At 70.9% G+C, this 22753-nt stretch carries 17 protein-coding genes; 9 read left to right on the top strand and 8 right to left on the bottom strand.

Going from position 1 to position 22753, the window contains the following annotated elements; all coding sequences use genetic code 11:
• Nucleotides 1–34 precede the first annotated feature (34 nt).
• Together C1C97_RS10670 and C1C97_RS10675 are read left to right on the top strand one after the other, a co-directional pair.
• A complete protein-coding gene (locus C1C97_RS10670) occupies nucleotides 35–550 on the top strand; it encodes an inorganic diphosphatase (RefSeq protein WP_110920763.1) in 516 nt (171 codons plus the stop codon).
• Between the two features lie 169 nt (nucleotides 551–719).
• Nucleotides 720–1499 carry a hypothetical protein gene (locus C1C97_RS10675; protein ID WP_233542890.1) on the top strand — a complete coding sequence of 260 codons (780 nt, stop codon included), beginning with the start codon at nucleotides 720–722 and terminating at the stop codon, nucleotides 1497–1499.
• 111 nt (nucleotides 1500–1610) lie between these two features.
• On the opposite strand, the gene C1C97_RS10680 is transcribed toward C1C97_RS10675, so the two are convergent.
• From C1C97_RS10680 to serS, 3 genes are all read right to left on the bottom strand, one after another.
• A complete protein-coding gene (locus tag C1C97_RS10680; protein ID WP_121031779.1) occupies nucleotides 1611–2243 on the bottom strand; it encodes a hypothetical protein in 633 nt (210 codons plus the stop codon).
• Nucleotides 2244–2295: 52 nt separating this feature from the next.
• Nucleotides 2296–3225 (bottom strand): HAD family hydrolase, encoded by a 930-nt coding sequence (locus C1C97_RS10685; protein ID WP_110920766.1) that lies wholly within the window; start codon nucleotides 3223–3225, stop codon nucleotides 2296–2298.
• A gap of 162 nt (nucleotides 3226–3387) precedes the next feature.
• On the bottom strand, nucleotides 3388–4692 hold the full coding sequence (serS, locus tag C1C97_RS10690) for a serine--tRNA ligase (protein WP_121031781.1): 1305 nt from the start codon (nucleotides 4690–4692) through the stop codon (nucleotides 3388–3390).
• Nucleotides 4693–4816: 124 nt separating this feature from the next.
• Between serS and C1C97_RS10695 the strand changes: the two genes are divergently transcribed.
• Complete coding sequence (locus C1C97_RS10695; RefSeq protein WP_110920768.1) at nucleotides 4817–5758, top strand: diacylglycerol/lipid kinase family protein; 942 nt, start codon at nucleotides 4817–4819, stop codon at nucleotides 5756–5758.
• 219 nt (nucleotides 5759–5977) lie between these two features.
• On the opposite strand, the gene C1C97_RS10700 is transcribed toward C1C97_RS10695, so the two are convergent.
• The 4 genes from C1C97_RS10700 to C1C97_RS10715 form a co-directional block, all read right to left on the bottom strand.
• Nucleotides 5978–7372 (bottom strand): GntP family permease, encoded by a 1395-nt coding sequence (locus C1C97_RS10700; RefSeq protein ID WP_121031896.1) that lies wholly within the window; start codon nucleotides 7370–7372, stop codon nucleotides 5978–5980.
• Nucleotides 7373–7377: 5 nt separating this feature from the next.
• Nucleotides 7378–8379: a prephenate dehydratase gene (gene pheA, locus C1C97_RS10705; RefSeq protein WP_110919997.1), complete on the bottom strand. Its 1002-nt coding sequence runs from the start codon at nucleotides 8377–8379 to the stop codon at nucleotides 7378–7380.
• Nucleotides 8376–8711 (bottom strand): rhodanese-like domain-containing protein, encoded by a 336-nt coding sequence (locus C1C97_RS10710; RefSeq protein WP_110919998.1) that lies wholly within the window; start codon nucleotides 8709–8711, stop codon nucleotides 8376–8378. Before C1C97_RS10710 ends, pheA begins: the two co-directional genes overlap by 4 nt.
• 160 nt (nucleotides 8712–8871) lie before the next feature.
• Complete coding sequence (locus tag C1C97_RS10715; RefSeq protein ID WP_233542891.1) at nucleotides 8872–10419, bottom strand: amino acid permease; 1548 nt, start codon at nucleotides 10417–10419, stop codon at nucleotides 8872–8874.
• Between the two features lie 352 nt (nucleotides 10420–10771).
• Between C1C97_RS10715 and C1C97_RS10720 the strand changes: the two genes are divergently transcribed.
• From C1C97_RS10720 to C1C97_RS10730, 3 genes are all read left to right on the top strand, one after another.
• Nucleotides 10772–12436, top strand: a complete 1665-nt coding sequence (locus tag C1C97_RS10720) for an amidohydrolase (protein ID WP_121031783.1) — start codon at nucleotides 10772–10774, stop codon at nucleotides 12434–12436.
• Nucleotides 12437–12601: 165 nt separating this feature from the next.
• Nucleotides 12602–14248, top strand: coding sequence for a thiamine pyrophosphate-dependent enzyme (locus tag C1C97_RS10725; protein ID WP_121031785.1), 1647 nt, complete (start codon nucleotides 12602–12604; stop codon nucleotides 14246–14248).
• Nucleotides 14249–14513: 265 nt separating this feature from the next.
• Entirely contained in the window at nucleotides 14514–16142 is a 1629-nt protein-coding gene (locus C1C97_RS10730; protein ID WP_121031787.1) for an amidohydrolase, read from the top strand.
• Nucleotides 16143–16340: 198 nt separating this feature from the next.
• Here C1C97_RS10730 and C1C97_RS10735 read toward each other — a convergent pair whose 3' ends face one another.
• Nucleotides 16341–17720: an NAD-dependent succinate-semialdehyde dehydrogenase gene (locus C1C97_RS10735; protein ID WP_121031898.1), complete on the bottom strand. Its 1380-nt coding sequence runs from the start codon at nucleotides 17718–17720 to the stop codon at nucleotides 16341–16343.
• Nucleotides 17721–18046: 326 nt separating this feature from the next.
• Between C1C97_RS10735 and C1C97_RS10740 the strand changes: the two genes are divergently transcribed.
• The 3 genes from C1C97_RS10740 to C1C97_RS10750 all read left to right on the top strand — a co-directional run bounded on the left by C1C97_RS10740 (nucleotide 18047) and on the right by C1C97_RS10750 (nucleotide 22735).
• Nucleotides 18047–19522 carry an NAD-dependent succinate-semialdehyde dehydrogenase gene (locus tag C1C97_RS10740; RefSeq protein ID WP_110919992.1) on the top strand — a complete coding sequence of 492 codons (1476 nt, stop codon included), beginning with the start codon at nucleotides 18047–18049 and terminating at the stop codon, nucleotides 19520–19522.
• Between the two features lie 86 nt (nucleotides 19523–19608).
• Complete coding sequence (gene gabT, locus C1C97_RS10745) at nucleotides 19609–20952, top strand: 4-aminobutyrate--2-oxoglutarate transaminase (RefSeq protein ID WP_110919991.1); 1344 nt, start codon at nucleotides 19609–19611, stop codon at nucleotides 20950–20952.
• 307 nt (nucleotides 20953–21259) lie between these two features.
• Complete coding sequence (locus C1C97_RS10750; RefSeq protein WP_121031789.1) at nucleotides 21260–22735, top strand: amino acid permease; 1476 nt, start codon at nucleotides 21260–21262, stop codon at nucleotides 22733–22735.
• Nucleotides 22736–22753 lie beyond the last annotated feature (18 nt).

Raw genomic sequence — 22753 nt, forward strand, 5'->3', positions numbered from 1 at the left:
CGGTTCACACCATCACGACCCGAGGAGTTTCACCATGGAGCTGGACGTCACCATCGAGATCCCGCGCGGTTCCCGCGTGAAGTACGAGATCGACCACGAGACCGGCCGGATCCGCCTGGACCGCGTGCTCTTCACCTCCATGCAGTACCCCACCCACTACGGCTACTTCGAGGACACCCTGGGTGAGGACGGCGACCCCCTGGACGCCATGGTCATCATGGACGTGGACATCATGCCCGGTGTGATCGTGGAGGCCCGTCCCATCGCGGTGTTCAACATGACGGACGAGGCCGGCGGGGACGCCAAGATCCTGTGCGTGTCCACCGACAAGCGCTACGACGACATCCAGGGCCTGGAGGACGTCAACGAGTTCAAGCAGAAGGAGATCCAGCACTTCTTCGAGCGCTACAAGGACCTGGAGCCCAACAAGTGGGTCAAGGGCGAGGGCTGGGAGGGCAAGGAGACCGCCGAGCGCCTGATCGTCGAGGCGCAGCAGCGCTTCCAGCAGTCGCAGTACGACACCGCCGCGGAGGCCGAGCAGGACGACTGAGTCCGCTCCCGCTCTCCCGAGGTCCCCGCACCCGGTTCACCGACCGGGCGCGGGGACCTCGTCGTCCCGGGGCGCTTATGCGTGTCCCCGGGCCGTGGTGGGATGATCGCAGTCCAGCAACCGCGCGGCGAGTTCCCCGTCGTGCGGTCCGTCACCGGAGGTGGTGCCCGTGTTCGACTCGCAACCCGGCGGCAGCGAACGCGTGTACGTCTTTCACGGCACGGACTCCACGCAGGTGCTGGGTCCCGAGCACCTGATGGCGCGGGTGCGCGCCCTGCTCACGGCCGCTGGTGCGTCACCGGCCCCCGCTCCGGCACCGCACCCGGACATCGCCTCCCGGCCCTTCACCGCAGAATCCCTCCAGCACCCCGGGGATGCCGGTCCCGGCGCGCGGCCACGGGAACACAGCACGGTGTCCGAGCTCTCCGTGGGACTGGGTGCCGAGCAGTTCTGGGACCGCGTGGAGGCGGGCAGCTGGGCCACCTGGCGGGACCGCTGGCCGGGTGCCGCGCAGGGCCCCCTGTTCCCCCCGAGCACCCCGCAGTGGCTCTCGGACGCGCCACGCTGGGAACTGGACCCGCTGGCGCCCGCGCTGGGCCCGGCGGCGTCGGGCGGCTGGGTCCGCAGCCCGGCACAGGCCTGGGACGAGCCCGGGCCCACGTCACCGCCGGAACGGTCAGCGGAGACGGGCCATGAGCACCATCGCGGGGTGGGGCTGTTCCAGCTCACGGACCTCGAGTCGTTCTGGGTCTTCGCGTCCGAACGGGACACCCCCGAGATCGTGGCACGGTGCGAATCCCTCGCCGCGGCGCACCCGGCGTTCTCCTGGCTCACGGGCTACTTCGACCCCCGGGACGTCCCCGGTTCCCTGCGCCTGCCCGCCGAGTGCCTGCCCGTGCTGCACGCGGACCTCGAGGCCGCTGGTTTCGCCGTGGACACGTGGTGGTGAGACACCTCGCCCACGCAGGATGTGGCTCTGCCACCGGGGATGCCGGGGGCTCCAAGCACTCACCTCACGGCCGAGGACCACAGCATGCCATCGCGTCCCAGGACCAGGAATCTAGGCCTCGAGCGGCCCCGCGGACTCGCACAGCCGCAGCAGCGTGGCCGCCGCCGGACGGGCCTGCCACTCCTCGTTCCACAGGGAGCGCACCACGGCCTTGGACACCGCCTGGGGCGTGATGCCCAGCTGCTGCGCCACCGCCTTCTGCTGGCCCCGGGTGCCCGGAACCATGAGATCCAGGACGCGCCACTCGGCCGCGCTGCGCGCGCTCACGATGTGGCCCACGAGCCTGAGCACGGCCTCGGCCTGGGCGGCGGCCCCCGGATCAGCGGCGCTGACCCTCACGGCCACCCGGTCCGTGCTGCGCAGGTGCTGTGCGGCGTCGTGCCCGAAACCCATGCCCGGGCCCTCCGCAGTGACGGCCACGCGGCCGTCCGGCTGGTCCACGCGCGTGAGGAACACGTCCCCCACGCCGATGCCCACCGCGTAGGTGCTGTCCCGCAGCCCGGTCATCGCGGCGTCCACCGCGGCCTGCGGGTCCTCGGTGAGGCCTCGGACGATCCCGGGGCCCGAGGGCTGGAACGGCGCGCGGGTGGAGAGCGCACTGAGCCGCCGACACACCTCGCGGTCCGTGTCGGGATCCGGGCGGGATGCGTCCGCCGCGCGCTGGGTCAGGGTCAGGACGAACACGGTGCCAGTATCCCAGGTCGATGCGTTTTAACCGCCAGGTGCCGCGCGCGGCTCAGAGCAGGGTGCGCAGGACGGCCGCGGCGCCGTCCTCGTAGACGCTGGCCGTGACCTCGCGGCTGACGTCCGCGACCTCGTCCGGGGCCTGGCCCATGGCCACGCCGCGGGCGGCCCACTGCAGCATCTCGATGTCGTTGCGCCCGTCCCCCATGGCCACGGTGTGGGCCGGGTCCACCTTCAGGTGCTTGCGGATCTGCTCCAGCGCACTGGCCTTGGAGACGCCGTTGGCCGCCACGTCCAGCCAGGAGGACCATCCCACGGAGTAGGCCACACCGTGCAGACCGGCCTGCTCGATGGCCTGGGCGAAGTCCCCGGGGGCGTCCGTGGCGCTGTAGACCACCAGGCGCACGGCCGGGATCTCCGCGAGCTCGTGGATGTCCACCCCCACGGCCTCGATCCCGAAGGACGCGTCCTGGAACCGCTCGGTGGAGTAGAACCGCCCGTCCGCGCCCTCCAGCGCGAACTTGGCGGTGGGCAGCTTGCTGGCCAGCGCGCGCAGGGCGTTGGCGGGGTCGAAGCTCACGCGGTCCGTGACCTCGTAGTGCTCCTCGAGCTGGGGATCCAGGCGCAGGGTCACGCCGCCGTTGGAGCACACGGCGAAACCGGACTCGATGTGGCCCTGCCGGATCACGGGCAGCGTGGCTCCCATGGAGCGGCCCGTGGAGATCACCACGTGGTGCCCGGCGCCCACCACGGCCCGCAGGGCGTCCTTGACGCCGCGGGACATGCGGCCGTCGTGGTCCACCAGGGTGCCGTCCACGTCCAGGGCCACGAGGTACTGGACGCCCGCCTCCCTGGTCCAGCCGCTGGAGCGGGGGGTCTGGATCTTCATGGGCGCGAAGGCGTCCGCGGCGCTCTGCGCCCGCTCGTCGTCGGTCGGGTTGTCGATGTGCCGGTCGTCGGTGCCGGCCCGGGTGTCAGTCATGAGATTCATGGTGTCACATGAGCACGGGGGCATGTCCGCCGGTGGACGCCCGGGTGACGCGGGGGTGAAGTACCGCGCACACCGCAGCGCACGACGCCGCCCGCTCGCCGCGCGCGGGCACGGTGAGCGGGCGGCGTCGTCCGCGCAGGGTCCGTGCGCCGGTCAGGACACCGGGCGCAGGACCTCCTGGCCGCGCAGGTACGGGCGCAGGATCTCGGGGACCGTCACGGAGCCGTCGCGCTGCTGGTGGGTCTCGAGCAGGGCCACGAGCCAGCGCGTGGTGGCCAGGGTGCCGTTGAGGGTGGCGACGGCGCGCGTGCCGCCCTTCTTCGCCTTCCCCTGGGCGTCCGTGGTCTCGGGCAGCCGCTCGCGGATGTTGAGGCGGCGGGCCTGGTAGGTGGTGCAGTTGGAGGTGGAGGTCAGCTCGCGGTACCTGCCCTGGGTGGGGATCCAGGCCTCGCAGTCGAACTTGCGGGCGGCGGAGATGCCCAGGTCACCGGCGGCGGTGTCGATCACGCGGTAGGCGAGCCCGCAGGCCTGCAGCATCTGCTCCTCCCACGCGAGCAGCCGCTCGTGCTCGGCGGCGGCGTCCTCGGGGTGGCAGTAGACGAACATCTCCAGTTTGTTGAACTGGTGCACCCGGATGATCCCGCGGGTGTCCTTGCCCGCGGAACCGGCCTCGCGCCGGTAGCACGAGGACCACCCGGCGTAGCGCAGCGGCCCGTCCGAGAGGTCCAGGATCTCGTCCGCGTGATAGCCGGCCAGGGCCACCTCGGAGGTGCCCACCAGGTAGAGGTCGTCCTTGCCCACGCGGTAGATCTCGTCGTCGTGCTCCACGTCGAAGCCCGTGCCGTTCATGATGGCCGGGCGCACCAGGTTGGGCGTGGTCATGGGGACGAAGCCGTTGTCCAGGGCCAGGTCCTGGGCCGCGAGCAGCAGCGCCGTCTCCAGGCGGGCGATGTCCCGCTTGAGGAAGTAGAACCGGGAGCCGGAGACCTTGGCGCCGCGCTCCATGTCGATGCCGTCCAGCAGCTCGCCGAGCGCAAGGTGGTCGCGCGGCTCGAAGCCCTCCGCGGCGAAGTCCCGCGGGGTGCCCTCGGTGCGCAGCTGCACGAAGTCGTCCTCGCCGCCGGAGGGGACTCCCTCGACGACCAGGTTGGGGAACTGCGCCACGAGCGCCTGCTGGGCGGCCTGGGCGGCGTCCGCGGTGGCCTGCGCGGCCTTCACGTCCGCGGCCAGCTGCTTCACCTGGGCGAGCAGCTGCTGCTTCTCCTCGCCCTGGGCCCTGGCCACCTGCTTGCCGAACGCGTTCTGCTCCGCGCGCAGGGCCTCGAAGTCGGTGATCGCGCTGCGGCGCTGCGCATCCGCCTCCAGGATCCGGTCCACGAACCCCGGATCCGCCTCACGGGCGGTCTGGGAGGCACGGTACGTTTCGGGGTCGGCGCGCAGTTCGTTGATGTCGATCACCCGTCCAGGGTATCCAACGGATGCCCGCGGCCGCGATCCGGTGCGGCTCGGGGGCCACCGCAACGCCCCGTAGACTGGGTCCCACTGTTCAGCCGCCTGTCAACCGATCCAGGAAAGGGAGTCCGTGCCGGAGCACACCTGGGCGCCCCAACGCGTGGCCGTCGTCGTCAACCCCTCCAAGGCCCTGGCGCACACCGCCCTGGACGCCGTGATCATCGCGTGCCGGAAGGCCGGATGGGCAGATCCCGCGTGCTACGAGACCACGGTGGCGGACCCCGGCTTCTCGATGGCCCGGCAGGCCGTGGAGGACGGTGCGGACGTGGTGCTCGCCGCCGGCGGGGACGGAACCATCCGCGCCGTGGGCGAGTCGCTGGTCGGCGGCGAGATCCCCCTCGGACTCGTGCCCCTGGGCACCGGCAACCTCCTGGCGCGCAACCTGCAGGCGGACCTCGCGGATCCGCACCACTCCGTGGACGTGGCCCTCTTCGGCTCCGAGAAGGCCATCGACACCGTGTCCATGCACCTGGAGACCGCGGAGGGTCGCGCCCAGGACCACCGCTTCCTGGTGATGGGCGGCGCCGGTTTCGACGCCCAGATCATGGCGGACACCAAGGACGACCTCAAGGACCTCGTGGGCTGGGTGGCTTACGGGGAGGCCGGGTTGCGCCACCTGTTCAACGGCCCCCGCTGGGCCCGCTTCAGCGTGGACGGCGGGGCCTGGGAGTCCCGCCTGGTGCGCTCCGTCATGGTGTGCAACTGCGGTGAGCTCACCGCCGGTCTCATCCTGGTCCCCAGGGCGAAGCTCGACGACGGTTTCCTGGACCTCGTGGTGATGTCACCCCGCTCCGTGGTGGGGTGGCTGGGCATGGCGGCCAAGCTGGTCTTCCGGCACCGCCACGAGCTGCCCGTGATCGACTACTACAGCGGCAAGAACGTGCGGGTGGAGTTCCACGAGCCCATCGAGTCCGAGGTGGACGGCGATCCCCTGGGCAGCATCAAGGCCTTCGAGACCACCCTCGACCACAAGTCCCTCAAGGTGCGTGTCCCCCCGTCCCAGGCGGACTGAGACCGCGGGGCGCCGGCCCCACCACGCGCACGTCCACCGCGAACGACGTCGTCCCCCCCGGGTCACCCGGGCCGCCTCGCCCCGGCATGCCGGCCGGCATGGTCCCGTACACATGACGAACGGCCCGTCCCCCACGGTGGGGAACGGGCCGTTCGTCATGTGTCGCACGCGCGCTCCGCGGTGCCAGCCCGAGGTGTGGGCGTGCACCGCGGCGCGGGATCAGGCGACCCCGGCGAGGCCGAAGACCACCGCGGCGAGCGCGAAGCCCACCACGCCGATGATGGTCTCCAGCACGGTCCAGGTCTTGAACGTGGTGCGCACGTCCATGCCCAGGAAGCGGCCCACGAGCCAGAACCCGGAGTCGTTGACGTGGGAGAGCACCACGGAACCGGCGGCCACGGCCACGACCATGGCCGCCACCTGCACGGCGTTGTAGTCGCCCGCGAGCACCGCGGGGGACACCAGCCCGGCCGCGGTGGTCAGCGCCACGGTGGCGGAGCCCTGGGCCACCCGCATGACCGCGGCGATCAGGAAGCCCGCGAGGATCACGGGGATGCCGAGGTCCGAGAGCACGTCCTCCAGCGCGGCGCCGATCCCGGAGGTGCGCAGCACCCCGCCGAACATGCCGCCCGCGCCGGTGATGAGGATGACGGAGCACACGGGTCCCAGTGCGGACTCGAACGTCTTCTCGATCGCGCCGCCGCTGAGCCCGCGGGCCTTGCCGATGGTCAGCGCGGCGATGATCAGCGTGACGGTCAGCGCGATGGGCGTCTCACCGATGGCGCGCAGCAGCTCGTACCAGGTCTGCGACGCCGTCTCCTCGGACACCGCACCGGACTTGGCGAGCGTGCCCAGGCCGGTGTTGAGGAAGATCAGCACCATGGGCAGCAGCAGCATGGCCACCACGGTGCCCACCTTGGGCGGGTTCTGCACGTCCTCCGCCCTGCCCAGGATGCTGGGGACGGGCAGGTTGATGCGGCGCCCGATGAGCTTGCCGAACAGGTACGAGGACACGTACCACGTGGGGACGGCGCAGATCAGGCCCACCAGGATGATGTAGCCCACGTTCGCCTCGAAGAACGTGGCGGCGGTGACCGGACCCGGGTGGGGCGGGAGGAACACGTGCATCACGGAGAACGCGCCCACGGCGGGCAGCGCGTACGTCAGCACGCTGCCGCCCAGGCGCCGCGCGACCGAGAAGACCACGGGCAGCATGACCACCAGGCCCGCGTCGAAGAAGATGGGGAAGCCGAACAGCAGGGAGGCCACGCCCAGCGCGAGCGGGGCCCGCTTCTCGCCGAAGATCCGGATCAGCCGGTCCGCGAGCACCTGCGCGCCGCCCGAGGTCTCGAGCAGCCGCCCCAGCATGGCGCCGAGACCCACGAGCAGGGCCACGCTGGCCAGGGTCTTCCCGAAGCCGTCGAGCATCACGGGCACCACCTGGTCGGTGGGGATGCCCGTGGTGAAAGCGGTGAGGGCCGAGATGATGATCAGAGCCAGGAACGCGTGGACCCGTAGCTTGATGATGAGCACGAGCAGCACCGCAATGGCCGCCAGTGCGATGAGTAGGAGCGGTCCAGCCGTCAGGGTCTGGCTCCAGCCCTCGATGTCCATGGACGTCACTGTCCTTTCAGGTTGTCGACCCACGAACGGGCCTGGATGAACGCGGCGTCACTGTGATGGGTGGCCACGGGGACCGCGCGCTGGTCGGCGCGGGGGTAGGAACCGAGGAACCGGGTGCGGGGACAGATCCGGCGAACGCCCATGAGGGCGTCGGCCACGCGGTCGTCCTGGATGTGCCCGTCGATGTCCACGGAGAAGAAGTAGTCGCCCAGGTGCGCCTTGGTGGGGCGGGACTCGATGCGGGTGAGGTTCACGCCGCGGGTGGAGAACTGCTCGAGGATGTCCAGCAGGGCACCGGGGCGGTCCTCCCACAGCGGCACCACGAGCGAGGTCTTGTCCGCGCCCGTGGGCGCGGGCATGGGGGCGTCCGGGCGGGCCACGAGCACGAACCGGGTCACGGCCTGCGTGTTGTCGCCGATGTCCCCCGCGAGCACGTGCAGCTCGGGGTGCTGCGCCACGACCACCGGGGAGCACACGGCGGCGTCGTAGCCGAGCCCCTCGGTGCTCACGCCGCCCGCTCCGTCCAGCATGGCCACGGCGGAGGCCGCGGTGGAGGGTGCGGGGACGTAGTCCGCGTCCGGGAGGTGCTGCGCCACCCAGCGCCGGATCTGCGCCCACGCGACCGTGTGGGTGGAGATCGCGTGCACGTCCGCCAGCTCCGTGCCCGCCGGGGCCACGAGCACGAACCGGATGGGCACCACGATCTCCCGCAGGATCCGCAGCTCGGCGCCGAAGGAGACGTCGTCCAGAGTGGCGGTCACCCCGCCCTCCACCGAGTTCTCGATGGGCACCACCGCGGCGTCCACGCGCCCCTCGCGCACGGCCGCCAGCGCGGCGGGCACCGAGCCCATGGGGGTGCGCACGGCGGCGTCGGTCCCCGGGACCTGCAGCAGGGCGGCCTCGGTGAACGTCCCCTCGGGACCGAGGAAGGCGTACCGACGCGGGCGTGGCCCCGGATCCCCTGGACCCGAGGCCACGCCGGAGGCGGCGGCATTCACAGCACGCGCGCCGTTTCCCCGGTCTCGGACACGATGGGCTTGCCGGCGTCCGCCCAGGCCCCCATGCCGCCCAGGACGTTGACGGGGTCGTAGCCGTACTGGGCCAGGTAGGCCGTGGCGCGCAGCGAGCGCCCGCCGGAACGGCAGATCACGTACACGTCCTGGTCCAGGGGGACCTCCTCGGTGCGCTCGGCCAGCTGGGACAGCGGCAGGTGCTGGGCGCCGTCGATGTGCCCGGCATCCCACTCGTCCTGCTCGCGCACGTCCAGCACGGGCGCGCCCTCGGGAATCTCGTCCACGCTCGCGGACGGCAGGTTGTTCACGTTGTCCATGGTGACCTCCAGCATCGCGGCGCCGTTGGCACCGGCGTCCTTTTTCTCAGTGCCCCACCATAGTGGCAGCCGCCGGGGTTCGACGCCGTCCGCACCCGTGGCGCCCGCGCCCCGCTCCGGGGGCGGACCGCACGCGCCGCGCGGGGGCCGACGACGCCGCTCAGCGGCCGTCCGTTGGCGTGGACTCCGCGTCCGGAGCCTGCGCGCCGTGGGATGCCGTGGCGTCGTCTGGATCCACCGCAGGCACGGAGTCCTCGCTGCCCGCAGAGTGCAGCTCGGGCAGACCGTTCCTGGCCACGTGGCGCTTGGAGAACTCGTAGCCGATGTTCGTGGCCACGAGGATCAGCACACCCGCCAGCAGGCTGAAGTACCAGTGCGGGTTGGAGAAGTCGAACATGATGTAGAGCGAGAGGACGGTCAGGAACACGAGGCACACCCAGTTGGTCACGGGCGCGCCGGGCATCTTGAAGTGCACGCCCGGGAGCAGCCCGCGGGAGACCTGGCGGCGGTAGCCCAGGTGGGACACGAAGATGGAGATCCAGCCGAAGAGGATGAACACCGAGCACGCGCTGAGGACCACCTCGAAGGCGTCGGCGGCACCGAGCAGGTAGATCAGGACGATGCCCACGAGGTCGAACCCGAAGATGCACAGCAGGGCGCCGGAGGGGACGCCGCGCCCGGAGACCTTGGACATCACCCCGGGGGCCTGCCCGTGCGCCGCGAGGTTGCGCAGCAGCCGCACGCACGCGTACAGCGTGGCGTTCACACCGGAGACGGCCGCGGTGAGTACCACGAAGTTCATGATGCCCGCGAGCGCCGGGATGTGCAGCGAGGACAGCGCGGTGACGAAGGGGGACTCCTTGCCGGAGTACTCGTCCGTGGGCAGCAGCATGGACAGCACCAGGATGGAGCCGATGTAGAACAGCGCGATGCGCAGCACCACGGAGTTGATGGCCTTGGGCATGGACTTCTCGGGGTCCTTGGCCTCACCCGCGGAGACGCCCACGATCTCGATGGCGGAGAAGGAGAACACCACGCCCGTCATGACGACCACCAGCACGAGCACACCGTGGGTGGCGAACCCGCCGCTCCACATGTTGGAGACCGAGGCCACGGTGGGGGCGTTGAAGACGTCGCCGGCCACCACCAGGATGATGCCCGCCGCCAGGAACAGCAGGATGGCCACCACCTTGATCAGGGCCGCCCAGGTCTCGATGAACCCGTACAGCTTCACGCTCAGCAGGTTGCAGCCCACGATCACCATGGCCGCCACGAGGGACGGGATCCACCCGGGGATCTCGGGCCACCAGAACTGCACGTACACCGCGAGCGCCGCGATCTCCCCCACCCCGGCCACGGCCGAGAGCGCCACGTAGATCCACCCGGTCATGAACGCGAACCGGTCGCCCACGAACTCGCGGGCGTAGGACACCCATGCGCCGGTGGTGGGGCGGTGGATCACGAGTTCCCCGAGGGCCCGCATGAGCAGGTACACCACCACGGAGACCACCAGGTAGGACAGCACGAGGGCCGGGCCCGCGGTGGCCAGTCGCCCGCCGATGCCGAGGAAGAGACCCACGCCGATGGCACCGCCGATGCCGATCATCTGGATCTGGAAGTTCCCGAGGGACTTCTTGTACCCCTGGTCCCCCCTGTCCTGGTAGGTGGGCATGGGGCCGGTGGCCGGTGCCTTGGGATCGAAGGGCATGGTGTTCTCCTGAGTACGAGAGGAAGTACGTCCGCGTGAGAGGCCCAGGGCCCGCCCGGTTCCCGCGGGGGTGGCCGGGAACGCACTGCGTTGCCCCCGAGGGTACTGCCCGGCGGGCGCCGGGTGGTGACGGTGCGCCGCCGCGCGGACCCGCGGCGGCCCCGCGTGCGGGTGCCACGAGCTCACGGCGTCGAGGTGCGACCGCCATGGGCCCGGCCCGCGCGCGCGGGTGACACGGGCCACTGCCGCGGGGGACGATGGGCCGAGGTCCTCCGCCGCTCGGCGACCGTCCGGCGGGGACCCGCTCACCCGCCGGGCGGACCGCGCCCACGAGAACGAGGACGGCACCGCCATGGCTCTCGACGTCAGCTACGTCAACGGCAGCATTCACACCCAGGACCCCGAACGGCCCCTGGTGCACGGCCTGGGAGTCCACCACGGCAGGGTGGTGAGCCTGGACGACGACCTGCCCCCGGAGGTGTTCGCCCGCACCGTGGACCTGCGGGGCGCCACCGTGGTCCCGGGGTTCCACGACGCCCACTGCCACCTGAGCATGCTGGGCGAGGCGCTGGTGCAGACGGACCTGCGCCCGGCGGCCGTCACGGACATGACCGAGCTGCTCACGGCCGTGCGGGAGGCGGTGGCGCAGGTCGGCCCCGGGGAGTGGGTCATGGGCCAGGGCTACGACCAGAACTACCTGGGCGGGGCGCACCCCACCGCCGAGCAGCTGGACACCGTGGCCCCGGAAAACCCCGTGTGGCTGTGGCACAACTCCCGCCACATGGCCGTGGTCAACACCGCGGCATTCGAGGCCGCCGGGTATCCCGGGCGCACGGGATTCACGGTTCCCGAGGGCGGCAGCGTTCCGCTCGACGAGCACGGCGCCGCCCTGGGGCTGCTCGAGGAGACCGCCCGGGCGATCGTCTCCCCCGCCCTGCCGCCCAAGACCACCGAACGGGTGGCCGAGCAGATCGCGGCCGCGAGCGACGTCGCCGTGGCCGCCGGGATCACGTCCGTCACCGAACCGGGGCTGGGCGCCCCGGAGCACCTGGGACAGTCCGTGACGGATTTGGCCGCCTACCAGCTGGCCCGGGACACCGGGCGGCTGCGCGTGCGCGCCACGGTGATGCCCTACCTCACCACCCTGCACCCCGTGGGTCCGTCCTCCGACGGCGCGCCCCGGGACGGCGAGCCCTTCGGCCTGGACCTGGGGCTGCGCTCCGGGTTGGGGGACGAGTGGCTGCGGATCGGCGCGGTCAAGGTGCTCGCGGACGGCTCGCTGATCGGGCGCTCCGCGTGCATGACGGAGGACTACGCCGCCGACGCCGCCGCGGGGGTCCGCAACGCCGGGTACCTGCAGTTCTCGCGGGAGTGGCTCGAGGCCCGCCTGGTCGCGGCGCACACGAACGGCTGGCAGCTCGCGGTGCACGCCATCGGTGACGGCGCGGTGGACGTGGTCCTGGACATCATCGAGGAGGCCCAGCGGCGCTTCCCCCGCGAGGACTGCCGGCACCGTATCGAGCACTTCGGGGTCGCGAGCGACGCGCAGGTGGCGCGCGCGGCCCGTCTGGGAGTGGTGCCCGTGCCCCAGGGCCGGTTCGTGAACGAGCTCGGGGACGGCATGGCCCGGGCGCTGGGCGAGCGGCGCACGCGGCTGTGCTACCGGATGAGGTCGCTGCTGGACGCCGGGATGACGGTGCCCGCGTCCACGGACGCCCCCGTGGTGGACTACCCGCCCCTGGCCAACATCCACGACATGGTCAACCGCCGCACCGCCTCCGGGGCGCCGTTCGTTCCCGAGGAGTGCGTGAGCGTGGCGCAGGCCGTGCACGCGTACACCGTGGGCAGCGCCCACGCCTCGCACCTGGAGCACCTGAAGGGATCCCTCACGCCCGGGAAGCTCGCGGACTTCGTGGTGCTCTCCGACGACATTTACTCCGTGGACCCCGCGACCATCAAGGACATCGCGGTCACCGCCACGGTGATCGGGGGCGAGGTGGTGCACGGGCGGCTGTGACGGGGCGGCGGTGTCGCGGCGGCGGCAATGCGGCCGGGCGGGATTGCGGCTTTCCCCGCAGCCGATAGGATCGCGGGGAACGCCGCCCGGACGTGGCACGGATCACGCCGCTCCCGCACCGGCCGGGCACGAACGGCGCAGAACACCGTGGACAAGGAGAACCCCATGCCCGAGCAGTCGGCCGGCCACCTGATCGTCGAATCCCTCAAGGCCCACGGTGTGCATCGCGTCTTCACCGTTCCGGGGGAGAGCTTCCTGGACGTGCTGGACGGGCTGTACGAGTCCGGGGTGGAGAACGTGGTGTGCCGCCAGGAGGGCGGCGTGACCTACATGGCGGAGACCCACGGCAAGCTGACCGGGGAGCCCGGGGTGGCCATGGTGACCCGCGGGCCCGGTGCGTCGAACGCCTTCGTGGGTGTGCACATGGCGTGGCAGGACTCCACCGCCCTGGTGCTGTTCGTGGGCCTGGTGCCCGTGAACCACCGCGAGAAGGAGGCCTTCCAGGAGTTCGACCCGCACCAGTGGTTCGGCACTCAGGCCAAGCGCGTCATGGTCCTCGACGAGGCGGACCGTGCCTCCGAGTACGTGGCCGAGGCGTTCTTCGCGGCACGCTCCGGGCGCCCCGGCCCCGTGGTGGTGGGTCTGCCCGAGGACGTCATCACCCAGCTCACGGACGCCCCCGTCGTCGACCCGATCCCCGTGACCGAGGGCGCCGTGGGCGCCGAGGACCTTGCGGAGCTCAGGACCGCGCTGGAGAGCGCGCGGCGTCCGGCGATCCTGCTGGGTGGTCCCCGGTGGACACCGCAGGCGTCCCGGCAGGTCACCGCGTTCGCGGAGCGCCACGGGATCCCCGTGATCTCGGACTGGCGCGCCGCGGATCGCATCCGGGACGACTCCCCGGTCGCCGCGGGCGAACTGGGCTACAACCGCACCAAGGACACCCTGGCGGTGCTCACGGACGCGGATCTGCTGCTCGTGGTGGGTGGCACCCTCTCGGATATCCCCACCGACGGTTTCCGCAGGCGCCAGGGGCGCTCGGAGAACAACTGGATCGTCAACATCGACGCCGCGCTGCGCCAGCACTCCGGGGCCGTCACCCGACAGATCCTGGCGTCCCCCGTGGCCTTCGGAGCTGCCCTCGAGGGCCTGGAGCTGAGCGAGCACCCGGACTGGACGGACTGGCGCGAACCCGCCGTGCGGGCGCAGCGCGAGTTCAGGAGGATCCCCGACACCGCCGGCGACAACGCCCCCGGAACCGCGGACATGGAACTCGTGATGAAGCAGCTGCTCACGCACCTGCCGGAGGACACCGCGGTCACCACCGGCTCCGGCAACCACACGGCGTGGGCGCACCGGTACTTCCCCAAGGGGGACTACCCGTGCCAGTTCTCGGTGCGCAACGGCACCATGGGCTACTCGGTGCCCTCCGCGGTGGCCATCTCCCTGGAGCAGCCGGACCGGTTCGTGTTCTCGGTCTCCGGGGACGGCGAGTTCCTCATGAACTCGCAGGAACTGGCCACCGCCGCGCAGTACGGCGCGCACCCGCTGATCATCATCGTGGACAACAGCCAGTTCGGCACCATCCGCGGCCACCAGGAACGCCACTACCCGGGACGGGTCTCCGGCACGCAGCTGCAGAACCCGGACTTCGCCACCGTGGCGCAGGGCTACGGCGCCTTCGGTGCCCGCCTGGACAGCAACGAGGACATCGAGCGCGTGCTCGCCGAGGCCGTCAAGGCCGTGACCGAGGACCGGATCCCGGCCGTGGTGCACGTGATCGCGGACCGCGCGAAGCTGCTCCCCGGGATGTAGCGGCCCTCGGGATCGTGCGCAGCGGAGCCCGCGCCGGCCGGGATCACAGGTCCAGTCGGCCAGGGCCGCGCAGATCCGGGAGGAACGGGCTGAACAGGAGCGGCGGGGGCGGCTCGCGCGGGTGGCGACGCCGCCCCGTCGCCACCCGTCCCCGCCACCCGTCCCGCGGTGCCCCGGCGCGCACGGGGCCCACGTAGGCTGGTGCCACACGGTCGGCGGGCGCCGGGGACGTCCGCGACCGCGGCAGACCACGAGGAGTTCGCCCATGCACCGCCTGTTCCACAACGCCACCGTCCACGCCATGAACCCGGCCACGGGGTGGACGCCCCGGGGCCAGTGGCACTCCCACGAGATGCCGCACCCGAACGCGATCCTCACCTCCGAGGACCGGATCGTGGCCGTGGGCGAGTACCGGCAGCTGAAGGACATGGCGCCGCTCGGCACGGAGCGCACGGATCTGGGCGGCACGTTCGTGCTTCCCGGGCTGGGGGACGGCCACATCCACTCGGCCATGTACTCCCGCTCGCTCATCGAGCCGGACATGCGCCACTGCACGTCCCTGGACGAGGCCATGGCGGTGCTGCGCCCGTACGTGGCCAAGGCCAGGACGGATGAGTCCATCACCTGGATCTTCGGCGGGCAGTGGAACATCAACGCGTGGACCACCCCGCAGCGCCCGGACCGCCGCGTGCTGGACTCCGTGGCACCGGACGTCCCCGTGGCGCTGAGCTCGCTGGACCTGCACACGCTGTGGCTGAACTCCCGGGCCCTGCAGGAGCTGGGTCTGGACCGCACCGTCAAGGACCCGGACGGCGGGGAGTTCGAACGGGACGAGAACGGCGAGCTCACCGGGGTGCTCAAGGAGGCCGCGGCCATACCCATCCGGGACGGGCTCATGCAGTCGGACGTCTCCGGGGACATCGACAGCTACCTCCCCCTGGGCCAGCGCGAGCTGCTCAGGCGCGGGATCACCTCCATCCACGACATCGACGGCGTGGACTGCCTGCAGGCCTACCGCAAGCTCCACAACCGCGGGGAGCTGGACATCCGCGTGCACAAGATCCTGCGGCAGGAACAGATCCAGGACTTCATCCGGCGCGGGATCCGCACCCACTCCGGTGACGAGTGGATCTCCATGGGACCGCTCAAGCTCTTCGCGGACGGTGCCCTGGGCTCGCACACGTGCCACATGTCCGAGGCGTGGCCGGGCACCCGGGACCACGGCATGGCCGTGATGGAGCCCGAGGAGCTCGAGCACTGGATCCGCATGGCCGCGTCCGCCGGGATCGCGGCGGCCGTGCACGCCATCGGGGACCAGGCCGCCACGGAGGCCCTGGACGCCATTGCGAAGAGCCAGGCCATCTCCCGGGCCTTCGGGCTGCGGCACCGGATCGAGCACGCACAGTACGTCAAGCGCAGCGACGTCCCCCGGTTCCGTGAGCTGGAGGTCACGGCCTCCCTGCAGCCCATGCACTGCACCACGGACATCCCCCTCAACGGGTTCCTGGCGGACCGGGACCTCGTGGCCTACGGGTGGAACAGCCTCCGGCGGGCCGGCGCCGAACTGGTCTTCGGCTCCGACGCCCCGGTGGAGGATCCCAACCCGTTCCACGGCATCCACGCGGCCATCACGCGCACTCGGCACGGCGCTCCCGAGGGCGGGTGGCAGCCGCACGAGATCATCTCCCGCCCCGAGGCCGTGAACTATTACACGCACGCCGTGGCGCGCGCCTCCTACGAGGGGAACCTCAAGGGCTGCCTGGCCCCCGGGATGCTCGCGGACTTCGTGAGCGTGGACCGGGACATCTTCACCGTGGACGCGGAGGCCGTGCGGGACACCGTGGTGGAGGCCACGGTGGTGGGCTCCCAGATCCGCTACCAGCGCGAGGACTGACGCCCGCCCGCGACGGGTGCCGTGCGGCGTCGTCGAGCCGGAGAACGACGCCGCCCACGGCGGACCGCGGGACTGCCGACTCGGGGCCTGAGAGCCCTGGTCGTCCGCCGGTTCCAGCGGCCTCGCCGGCCCCGGGGACGACGCCGCCCCCGCACCGTGAGCGGCGCGGGGGCGGCGGTCTCGAAGAGCCTGTGCCGACTACTTCTTCCTGGGGGTGTGGATCAGTTTCTTGTTGGCGAACTCCTCGATGCCGAACGGCCCGAGCTCACGGCCCACGCCCGAGCGCTTGACGCCGCCGAAGGGCAGGTCCGGGGCGGTACCCGTGGGCTCGTTGACGTACACCATCCCGGAGTCCACGCGCTGGGCGACCTCCACGGCGGCGGCCTCGTCCGCGCCGAACACGGAACCGCCCAGGCCGAACGGCGAGGAGTTGGCGAGCTCCACGGCCTCGTCCACGTCCTTGACCTTGTAGACCACGGCCACGGGGCCGAAGATCTCCTCGGCGTACGCGCGCATCTCGGGGGTGACGTCCGCGAGCACGGTGGCTTCCATCCATGCTCCGGGCTTGTCGAGCTTCTTGCCGCCGGCGAGCACGGTGGCACCCTTGTCCACGGCGTCCTGGACCTGCTCCATGATCTCGTCACGAGCCTCCACGGCGCACAGCGGGCCCAGGAAGGTCTTCTGGTCCATGGGATCCCCGGGGGTCACGCCCTGCACGGCCTGGGCGAAGTTCTCCACGAAGGTGTCGTAGGCGTCCTCCAGCACGATGAAGCGCTTGGCGTTGGTGCACGCCTGGCCGTTGTTGCTCATGCGCCCGAGAACACCCTGCTTGACGGTGCGCTCCAGGTTCTCGGCGTCCAGCACGATGAAGGGGTCCGAACCGCCCAGTTCCAGCACAACCTTCTTGAGGTTCTTGCCCGCGGTGGCGGCCACGGCCGATCCCGCGCGCTCCGAGCCCGTGAGAGACACGCCCTGCACGGCGGGGTCCGGGATCACGATGTCCGCGACCTGCTCGTTGGAGGCGAAGATGTTGATGTAGACGTCCTCGGGGAAGCCGGCCTCCCGGAAGAGCTCCTCCTGCACCAGCGCGGCCTGCGGCACGTTGCCGGCGTGCTTGAGCAGCACGGTGTTGCCGAGCATCACGTTGGGGGCGGCGAAGCGCGCCACCTGGTAGTAGGGGAAGTTCCAGGGCATGATCCCCAGCAGCACACCCGTGGAGTCGAGCACCACGCGGGCCTCGCCGCCCGTGGAGGGCGTCAAGGTGCGGCCCTTCATGAACTCCTCGGCGTTGTTCGCGTAGTAGTCGTAGATGTCCGCCACGAGCTGCACCTCGGACACGGACTGCGCCAGCGGCTTGCCCATCTCCTCGGTGATCAGGGCGGCGAGCTCTTCCTGGCGCTCGCGGTACAGACCGGCCATGGCGTGCATGAGCCGCGCGCGCTCCGCCACCGGAACGGTGCGCCAGGAGGTGTACTCCTTGGCGGAACGGGCCACGGCGTCGCGGATCTGCTGGTCCGTGGCGGTCTCGAAGGTCTTGACGGTCTCCCCGGTTGCGGGGTTGGTGGTTGCGTAAGCCATGACCCCAGCGTACGGCGCATCAAACGGCCGCGGCAGGGGTTTCACCCAGGGCGAGAGGCCGACGAGGCCGCGGTGCGCCGGTCGCGGACGGCACCGTGCGGCGTCGTACCGGGACGCGGGTGAGCGGCGCGCGGGAGCGCCGACGACGGCCGTGGTGAGCATGACGGGCGTCACGAACCAGAACAATCGGGGTGAACGCGTCCACCCCCTGGACAATGGACGGTTCGGGCCCGGCGCCCCTTGCGCCCGGGCATACGATGAACGCAGACAGCCCCGTCCCACGAACCCGAGATCGCCGCGCACCGGCGCGCGCCGAAAGGAAACAGATGAGCATCCACGACAAGGTCTCCGCCGTCCTCGAGGCGACCCCCAAGGGTCTTCTGATCAACGGTGAGTGGCGTGACGCCTCGGACGGCGGCACGTTCGACGTCGAGAACCCGGCGACCGGGGAGATCCTGGCCACGCTCGCCTCGGCCACCGAAGAGGACTCGCGTGCGGCCATGGACGCCGCCGCGAACGCCCAGGAGTCCTGGGCCCGCACGAGCACCCGCGAGCGCTCCGAGATCCTGCGCCGCGCCTTCGACCTGGTCCAGGAGCACAAGGAGGACCTCGCGCTGCTGATGACCCTGGAGATGGGCAAGCCGCTGAAGGAGGCCCAGGGCGAGGTGGTCTACGGCGGCGAGTTCCTGCGCTGGTTCTCCGAGGAGGCCGTGCGCCACTACGGCCGCTACGCGTCCACGCCCGAGGGCAACCTCAAGATGTTCGTGTCCCACAAGCCCGTGGGCCCGTGCCTGCTGATCACCCCGTGGAACTTCCCGCTGGCCATGGCCACCCGCAAGGTGGCACCCGCCGTGGCCGCGGGCTGCACCATGATCCTCAAGCCCGCGCGCCTGACCCCGTTGACCTCCCAGCTCTTCGCCAAGCTCATGATCGAGGCGGGGATCCCCGCGGGCGTGCTGAACGTGGTGTCCTCCAAGTCCGCGTCCAACGTCTCGGATCCGATCATGGCGGACCCGCGCCTGCGCAAGGTGTCCTTCACGGGCTCCACCCCGGTGGGCAAGCAGCTCATGAAGACCGCCACGGACCACGTGCTGCGCACCTCCATGGAGCTGGGTGGCAACGGCCCGTTCATCGTGTTTGAGGACGCGGACCTGGACAAGGCCGTGGAGGGCGCCATGGCCGCGAAGATGCGCAACATGGGCGAGGCCTGCACCGCCGCCAACCGCTTCCTGGTGCACGAGTCCGTGGCCGAGGAGTTCTCGCAGAAGTTCGCGGCCAAGCTCAAGGCGCTCAAGCCCGGCAACGGCCTGGACGAGGACTCCACCGTGGGCCCCATGGTGGAGAAGAAGGCCCTGGACTCGGTCAACGAGTTCGTCCAGGACGCACTCGAGAAGGGCGCGAGCGCCGTCGTGGGAGGCAAGCCCGTGGACGGGCCCGGCTACTTCTTCGAGCCCACCCTGCTCACCGGCGTGAGCGAGGAGTGCCGCGTGTTCCAGGAGGAGATCTTCGGTCCCGTGGCGCCCGTGACCACCTTCACGGACGAGGACGACGCCGTGCGCCTGGCCAACATGACCGAGTACGGCCTGGCCTCCTACGTGTTCACCGAGGACATCTCCCGCGCGCTGCGCATCGGCGAGCGCATCGAGTACGGCCTGCTGGGCCTGAACGTGGGCGTGATCTCCAACGCGGCGGCGCCGTTCGGCGGCGTGAAGGAGTCCGGCGTGGGCCGCGAGGGCGGCGCCGAGGGCATTGCCGAGTACACCACCGTGCAGTACATGGGCATGCCCTCCCCCTGGGCCTGATCCCCGCACCGGATTCCGCGGGCCCGATCCGCCCGCACCGCATCACGCGGCGCAGCGCCGCGGGCAGCACGAAAGGACCATCAGAGATGGCAGAGATCGAGTACCGGCTTCCGCAGAAGCGCGAGCTGGTGACCAGCATTCCCGGCCCGAAGTCCCAGGCACTGGCCGAGCGCCGCGCGCAGACCGTCGCGGCCGGCGTCGCCTCCTCCCTGCCCGTCTTCGCGGACGAGCTGGACGGGGGCGTGATCAAGGACGTGGACGGCAACCAGATGGTGGACCTGGGCTCCGGCATCGCCGTGACGTCCGTGGGCGCCTCCAACCCCAAGGTGGTGGCGCGCGTCCAGGACGCGGTGGCCAAGTTCACCCACACGTGCTTCATGGTCACCCCGTACGAGGACTACGTGGCCGTGGGCGAGAAGATGGCGCAGCTGACCCCCGGGTCCTTCGACAAGCGCACCGCGCTGTTCACCTCGGGCTCCGAGGCCGTGGAGAACGCCGTGAAGATCGCGCGCGTGCACACCAAGCGCCAGGCCGTCGTGGTGTTCGACCACGCTTACCACGGGCGCACCAACCTCACCATGGCCATGACCGCCAAGGTGATGCCGTACAAGCAGGGCTTCGGGCCGTTCGCCAACGAGGTCTACCGCGTGCCCATGTCCTACCCGTTCCGCGACCCCGAGGGCATGACGGGCGCCGAGGCCGCGAAGCGCGCACTGACCATGGTCGAGAAGCAGGTGGGCGCGGAGAACGTGGCCGCCGTGGTCATTGAGCCCATCCAGGGCGAGGGCGGGTTCATCGTCCCGGCCGAGGGCTTCCTCCCGGCGCTGTCCACGTGGTGCCAGGACAACGGCGCCGTGTTCGTGGCGGACGAGGTGCAGGCGGGCATCGCGCGCACCGGCGCGTGGTTCGCGTCCGAGCACGAGGGCGTGGAGCCGGACCTCGTAACCTTCGCCAAGGGCATTGCCGGCGGCATGCCGCTGTCCGGCGTGGTGGGCCGCGCCGAGATCATGGACGCCGTGCACCCCGGCGGCCTGGGCGGCACCTACGGCGGCAACCCGGTCGCGTGCGCGGCGGCCCTCGGCGCCCTGGATGCCATCGAGGAGTGGGATCTGGTGGCGCGCGCGCGGGAGATCGAGAAGGTCATCCGCGAGGAGCTCGGCTCCGTGGCGGAGTCCTCCCCCGTGGTGGGCGACCTCCGCGGCCGCGGCGCGATGATCGCCCTCGAGTTCGTGAAGCCCGGCACCACGGAGCCCCACCCGGACGCCGCCAAGCAGATCGCCGCGCGCTGCCTCGAGCAGGGCGTCGCGATCCTCACGTGCGGCACGTACGGCAACATCGTGCGCCTGCTCCCGCCGCTGGTCATCGACATGGACCTGCTGCGCGACGCCCTCGGCGTGTTCGCCGCGGCCATCCAGGAGGTCGTCGCCTGAGCCTGGGGATCTGACGCCTCGTGCACCCTGACGGGCGGCCACCGGTTCTCCGGTGGCCGCCCGTTTGTATCCCGCTCGCCTGCCCGGCACGACAACGCCGCCCCGCTGCCCTGGTCTGCCTCGTCACCCAGCATCCGGTCCGGCGCCGTCCCGCCGCACTCGGTTCCGGTCCGCGGCAACGGCGCGGATGCGCCCGCGCACCGCACAGCGCATGGCGCACGGCGCCGCCACCCGTGCCTCTTCTGTGGTAGAAATCACCTAACCGCAGCCACTGCCGCCACCCCTCCTGCGGACGAAAGGACCAGTCATGAGTACCGGCAAAGCACCACACGGCCTGGTACCGACCCGCAGCTCTGCCGCCCCCGCAGCAGGCAGTGGCTCCCCCGAGGTCATCCACAAGGCGCTGCGCTCCCGCCACGTCACGATGATCACGCTGGGCGGGATCATCGGCGCCAGCCTGTTCGTGGGCTCGGGCAACGTGATCCGCATGGTGGGTCCGGCGGCGGTGGTCTCCTACCTGCTGGGCGGGCTGCTCGTGTTCCTGGCCATGCGCATGCTCGGGGAGATGGCGGCCTCCCGGCCCGCCGTCGGCTCCTTCATGGAGTACGCCCGCGTGAGCCTGGGCGATTGGGCCGGGTACTTCGTCGGCTGGCTCTACTGGTACTTCTGGGTGGGTGTGATCGCGTTCGAGGCCGTGGTGGGCGGATCGCTGCTCGCGGGCTGGTTCCCAGCCATACCCGTGTGGCTGAGCTCCGTGCTCCTGCTGCTGATCTTCACGGGCACCAACCTGATCTCCGTGCGTTCGTTCGGGGAAGTGGAGTTCTGGCTCGCGAGCGTCAAGGTGGCGGTGATCGTCGCGTTCCTCGCCGTGGGAACCCTGTTTGCGTTCGGGCTGTGGCCCGGCGCCGACTTCTCGATCCCCAACCTGTGGCAGCACGGCGGTTTCGCACCCCAGGGTGGCTGGGCCGTGATCTCGGGCGTGGCCGTGGTGATCTTCTCCTACTTCGGCACGGAGATCGCAGTGATGGCCGCTGCGGAGTCCGAGGACCCCGCCAAGGGCATCCGCCAGGCCACCGTGGCCGTGGTGTGGCGCATCCTGATCTTCTTCGTGGGGTCGATCCTGCTGATCGTGACCATCGTGCCGTGGAACGAGCTGCCGGACCCGGACCAGCAGGCACCGTTCGCGCACGTATTCGACCGATTCGGTGTGCCCGGCGCGGAGATGATCATGAGCATCGTGATTTTCACCGCGGTGTGCTCCGTGTTGAACTCCGGACTGTATTCCGCAGCGCGTATGTTCTCCGCTCTCGCGGTCGAAGGGCTGGCCCCGCGTATCGTGGCACGGAAGTCCAAGAACGGCGTGCCCGTGGTGGCCGTGCTTGTCTCTACCCTGGGCGGCTATGCTGCGGTGTTCGTGAACTTCCTGGCCCCGGAGTCCGGGATCTTCGACTTCATCATGAACTCGGCGGGTCTCGTGGCCCTGTTCGTGTACGTGTTCGTGGCCCTCACCCAGATGAAGCTGCGCTCGCAGATGGGCCCTGAGGAACGCGCGAATCTCCAGCTCAAGATGTGGCTGCACCCCTGGCTCGGAATCTTCGTGATGCTGGCGGTCGCGGGGATCGTGGTCGTCATGCTGGTTTCGGACGACGCGAGCCGCACCCAGGTGTGGACGAGCCTCGTGGCCGTCGCCGTGCTCGCCGTGTTCTGGCCGCTCGTGCACCGCAACCTGCGACGCCGCCGGACCGCCGAAGCCTCGGCTCCCGCCACGACGCCCACGGCCTGATCCACCGTTCACCGACCG

This window comes from Kocuria tytonis (genome assembly GCF_003226895.2).
GTDB classification, from domain to species: domain Bacteria; phylum Actinomycetota; class Actinomycetes; order Actinomycetales; family Micrococcaceae; genus Kocuria; species Kocuria tytonis.

Coding starts and splice junctions, on each gene's coding strand:
- C1C97_RS10715 (WP_233542891.1), bottom strand. CDS start 10,419: ATGCCCTTCGATCCCAAGGCACCGGCCACCGGCCCCATGCCCACCTAC.
- C1C97_RS10735 (WP_121031898.1), bottom strand. CDS start 17,720: ATGGCTTACGCAACCACCAACCCCGCAACCGGGGAGACCGTCAAGACC.
- C1C97_RS10725 (WP_121031785.1), top strand. CDS start 12,602: ATGCCCGAGCAGTCGGCCGGCCACCTGATCGTCGAATCCCTCAAGGCC.
- C1C97_RS10700 (WP_121031896.1), bottom strand. CDS start 7,372: ATGGACATCGAGGGCTGGAGCCAGACCCTGACGGCTGGACCGCTCCTA.
- C1C97_RS10720 (WP_121031783.1), top strand. CDS start 10,772: ATGGCTCTCGACGTCAGCTACGTCAACGGCAGCATTCACACCCAGGAC.
- C1C97_RS10730 (WP_121031787.1), top strand. CDS start 14,514: ATGCACCGCCTGTTCCACAACGCCACCGTCCACGCCATGAACCCGGCC.
- C1C97_RS10670 (WP_110920763.1), top strand. CDS start 35: ATGGAGCTGGACGTCACCATCGAGATCCCGCGCGGTTCCCGCGTGAAG.
- C1C97_RS10740 (WP_110919992.1), top strand. CDS start 18,047: ATGAGCATCCACGACAAGGTCTCCGCCGTCCTCGAGGCGACCCCCAAG.
- C1C97_RS10750 (WP_121031789.1), top strand. CDS start 21,260: ATGAGTACCGGCAAAGCACCACACGGCCTGGTACCGACCCGCAGCTCT.
- gabT (WP_110919991.1), top strand. CDS start 19,609: ATGGCAGAGATCGAGTACCGGCTTCCGCAGAAGCGCGAGCTGGTGACC.
- C1C97_RS10710 (WP_110919998.1), bottom strand. CDS start 8,711: ATGGACAACGTGAACAACCTGCCGTCCGCGAGCGTGGACGAGATTCCC.
- C1C97_RS10685 (WP_110920766.1), bottom strand. CDS start 3,225: ATGACTGACACCCGGGCCGGCACCGACGACCGGCACATCGACAACCCG.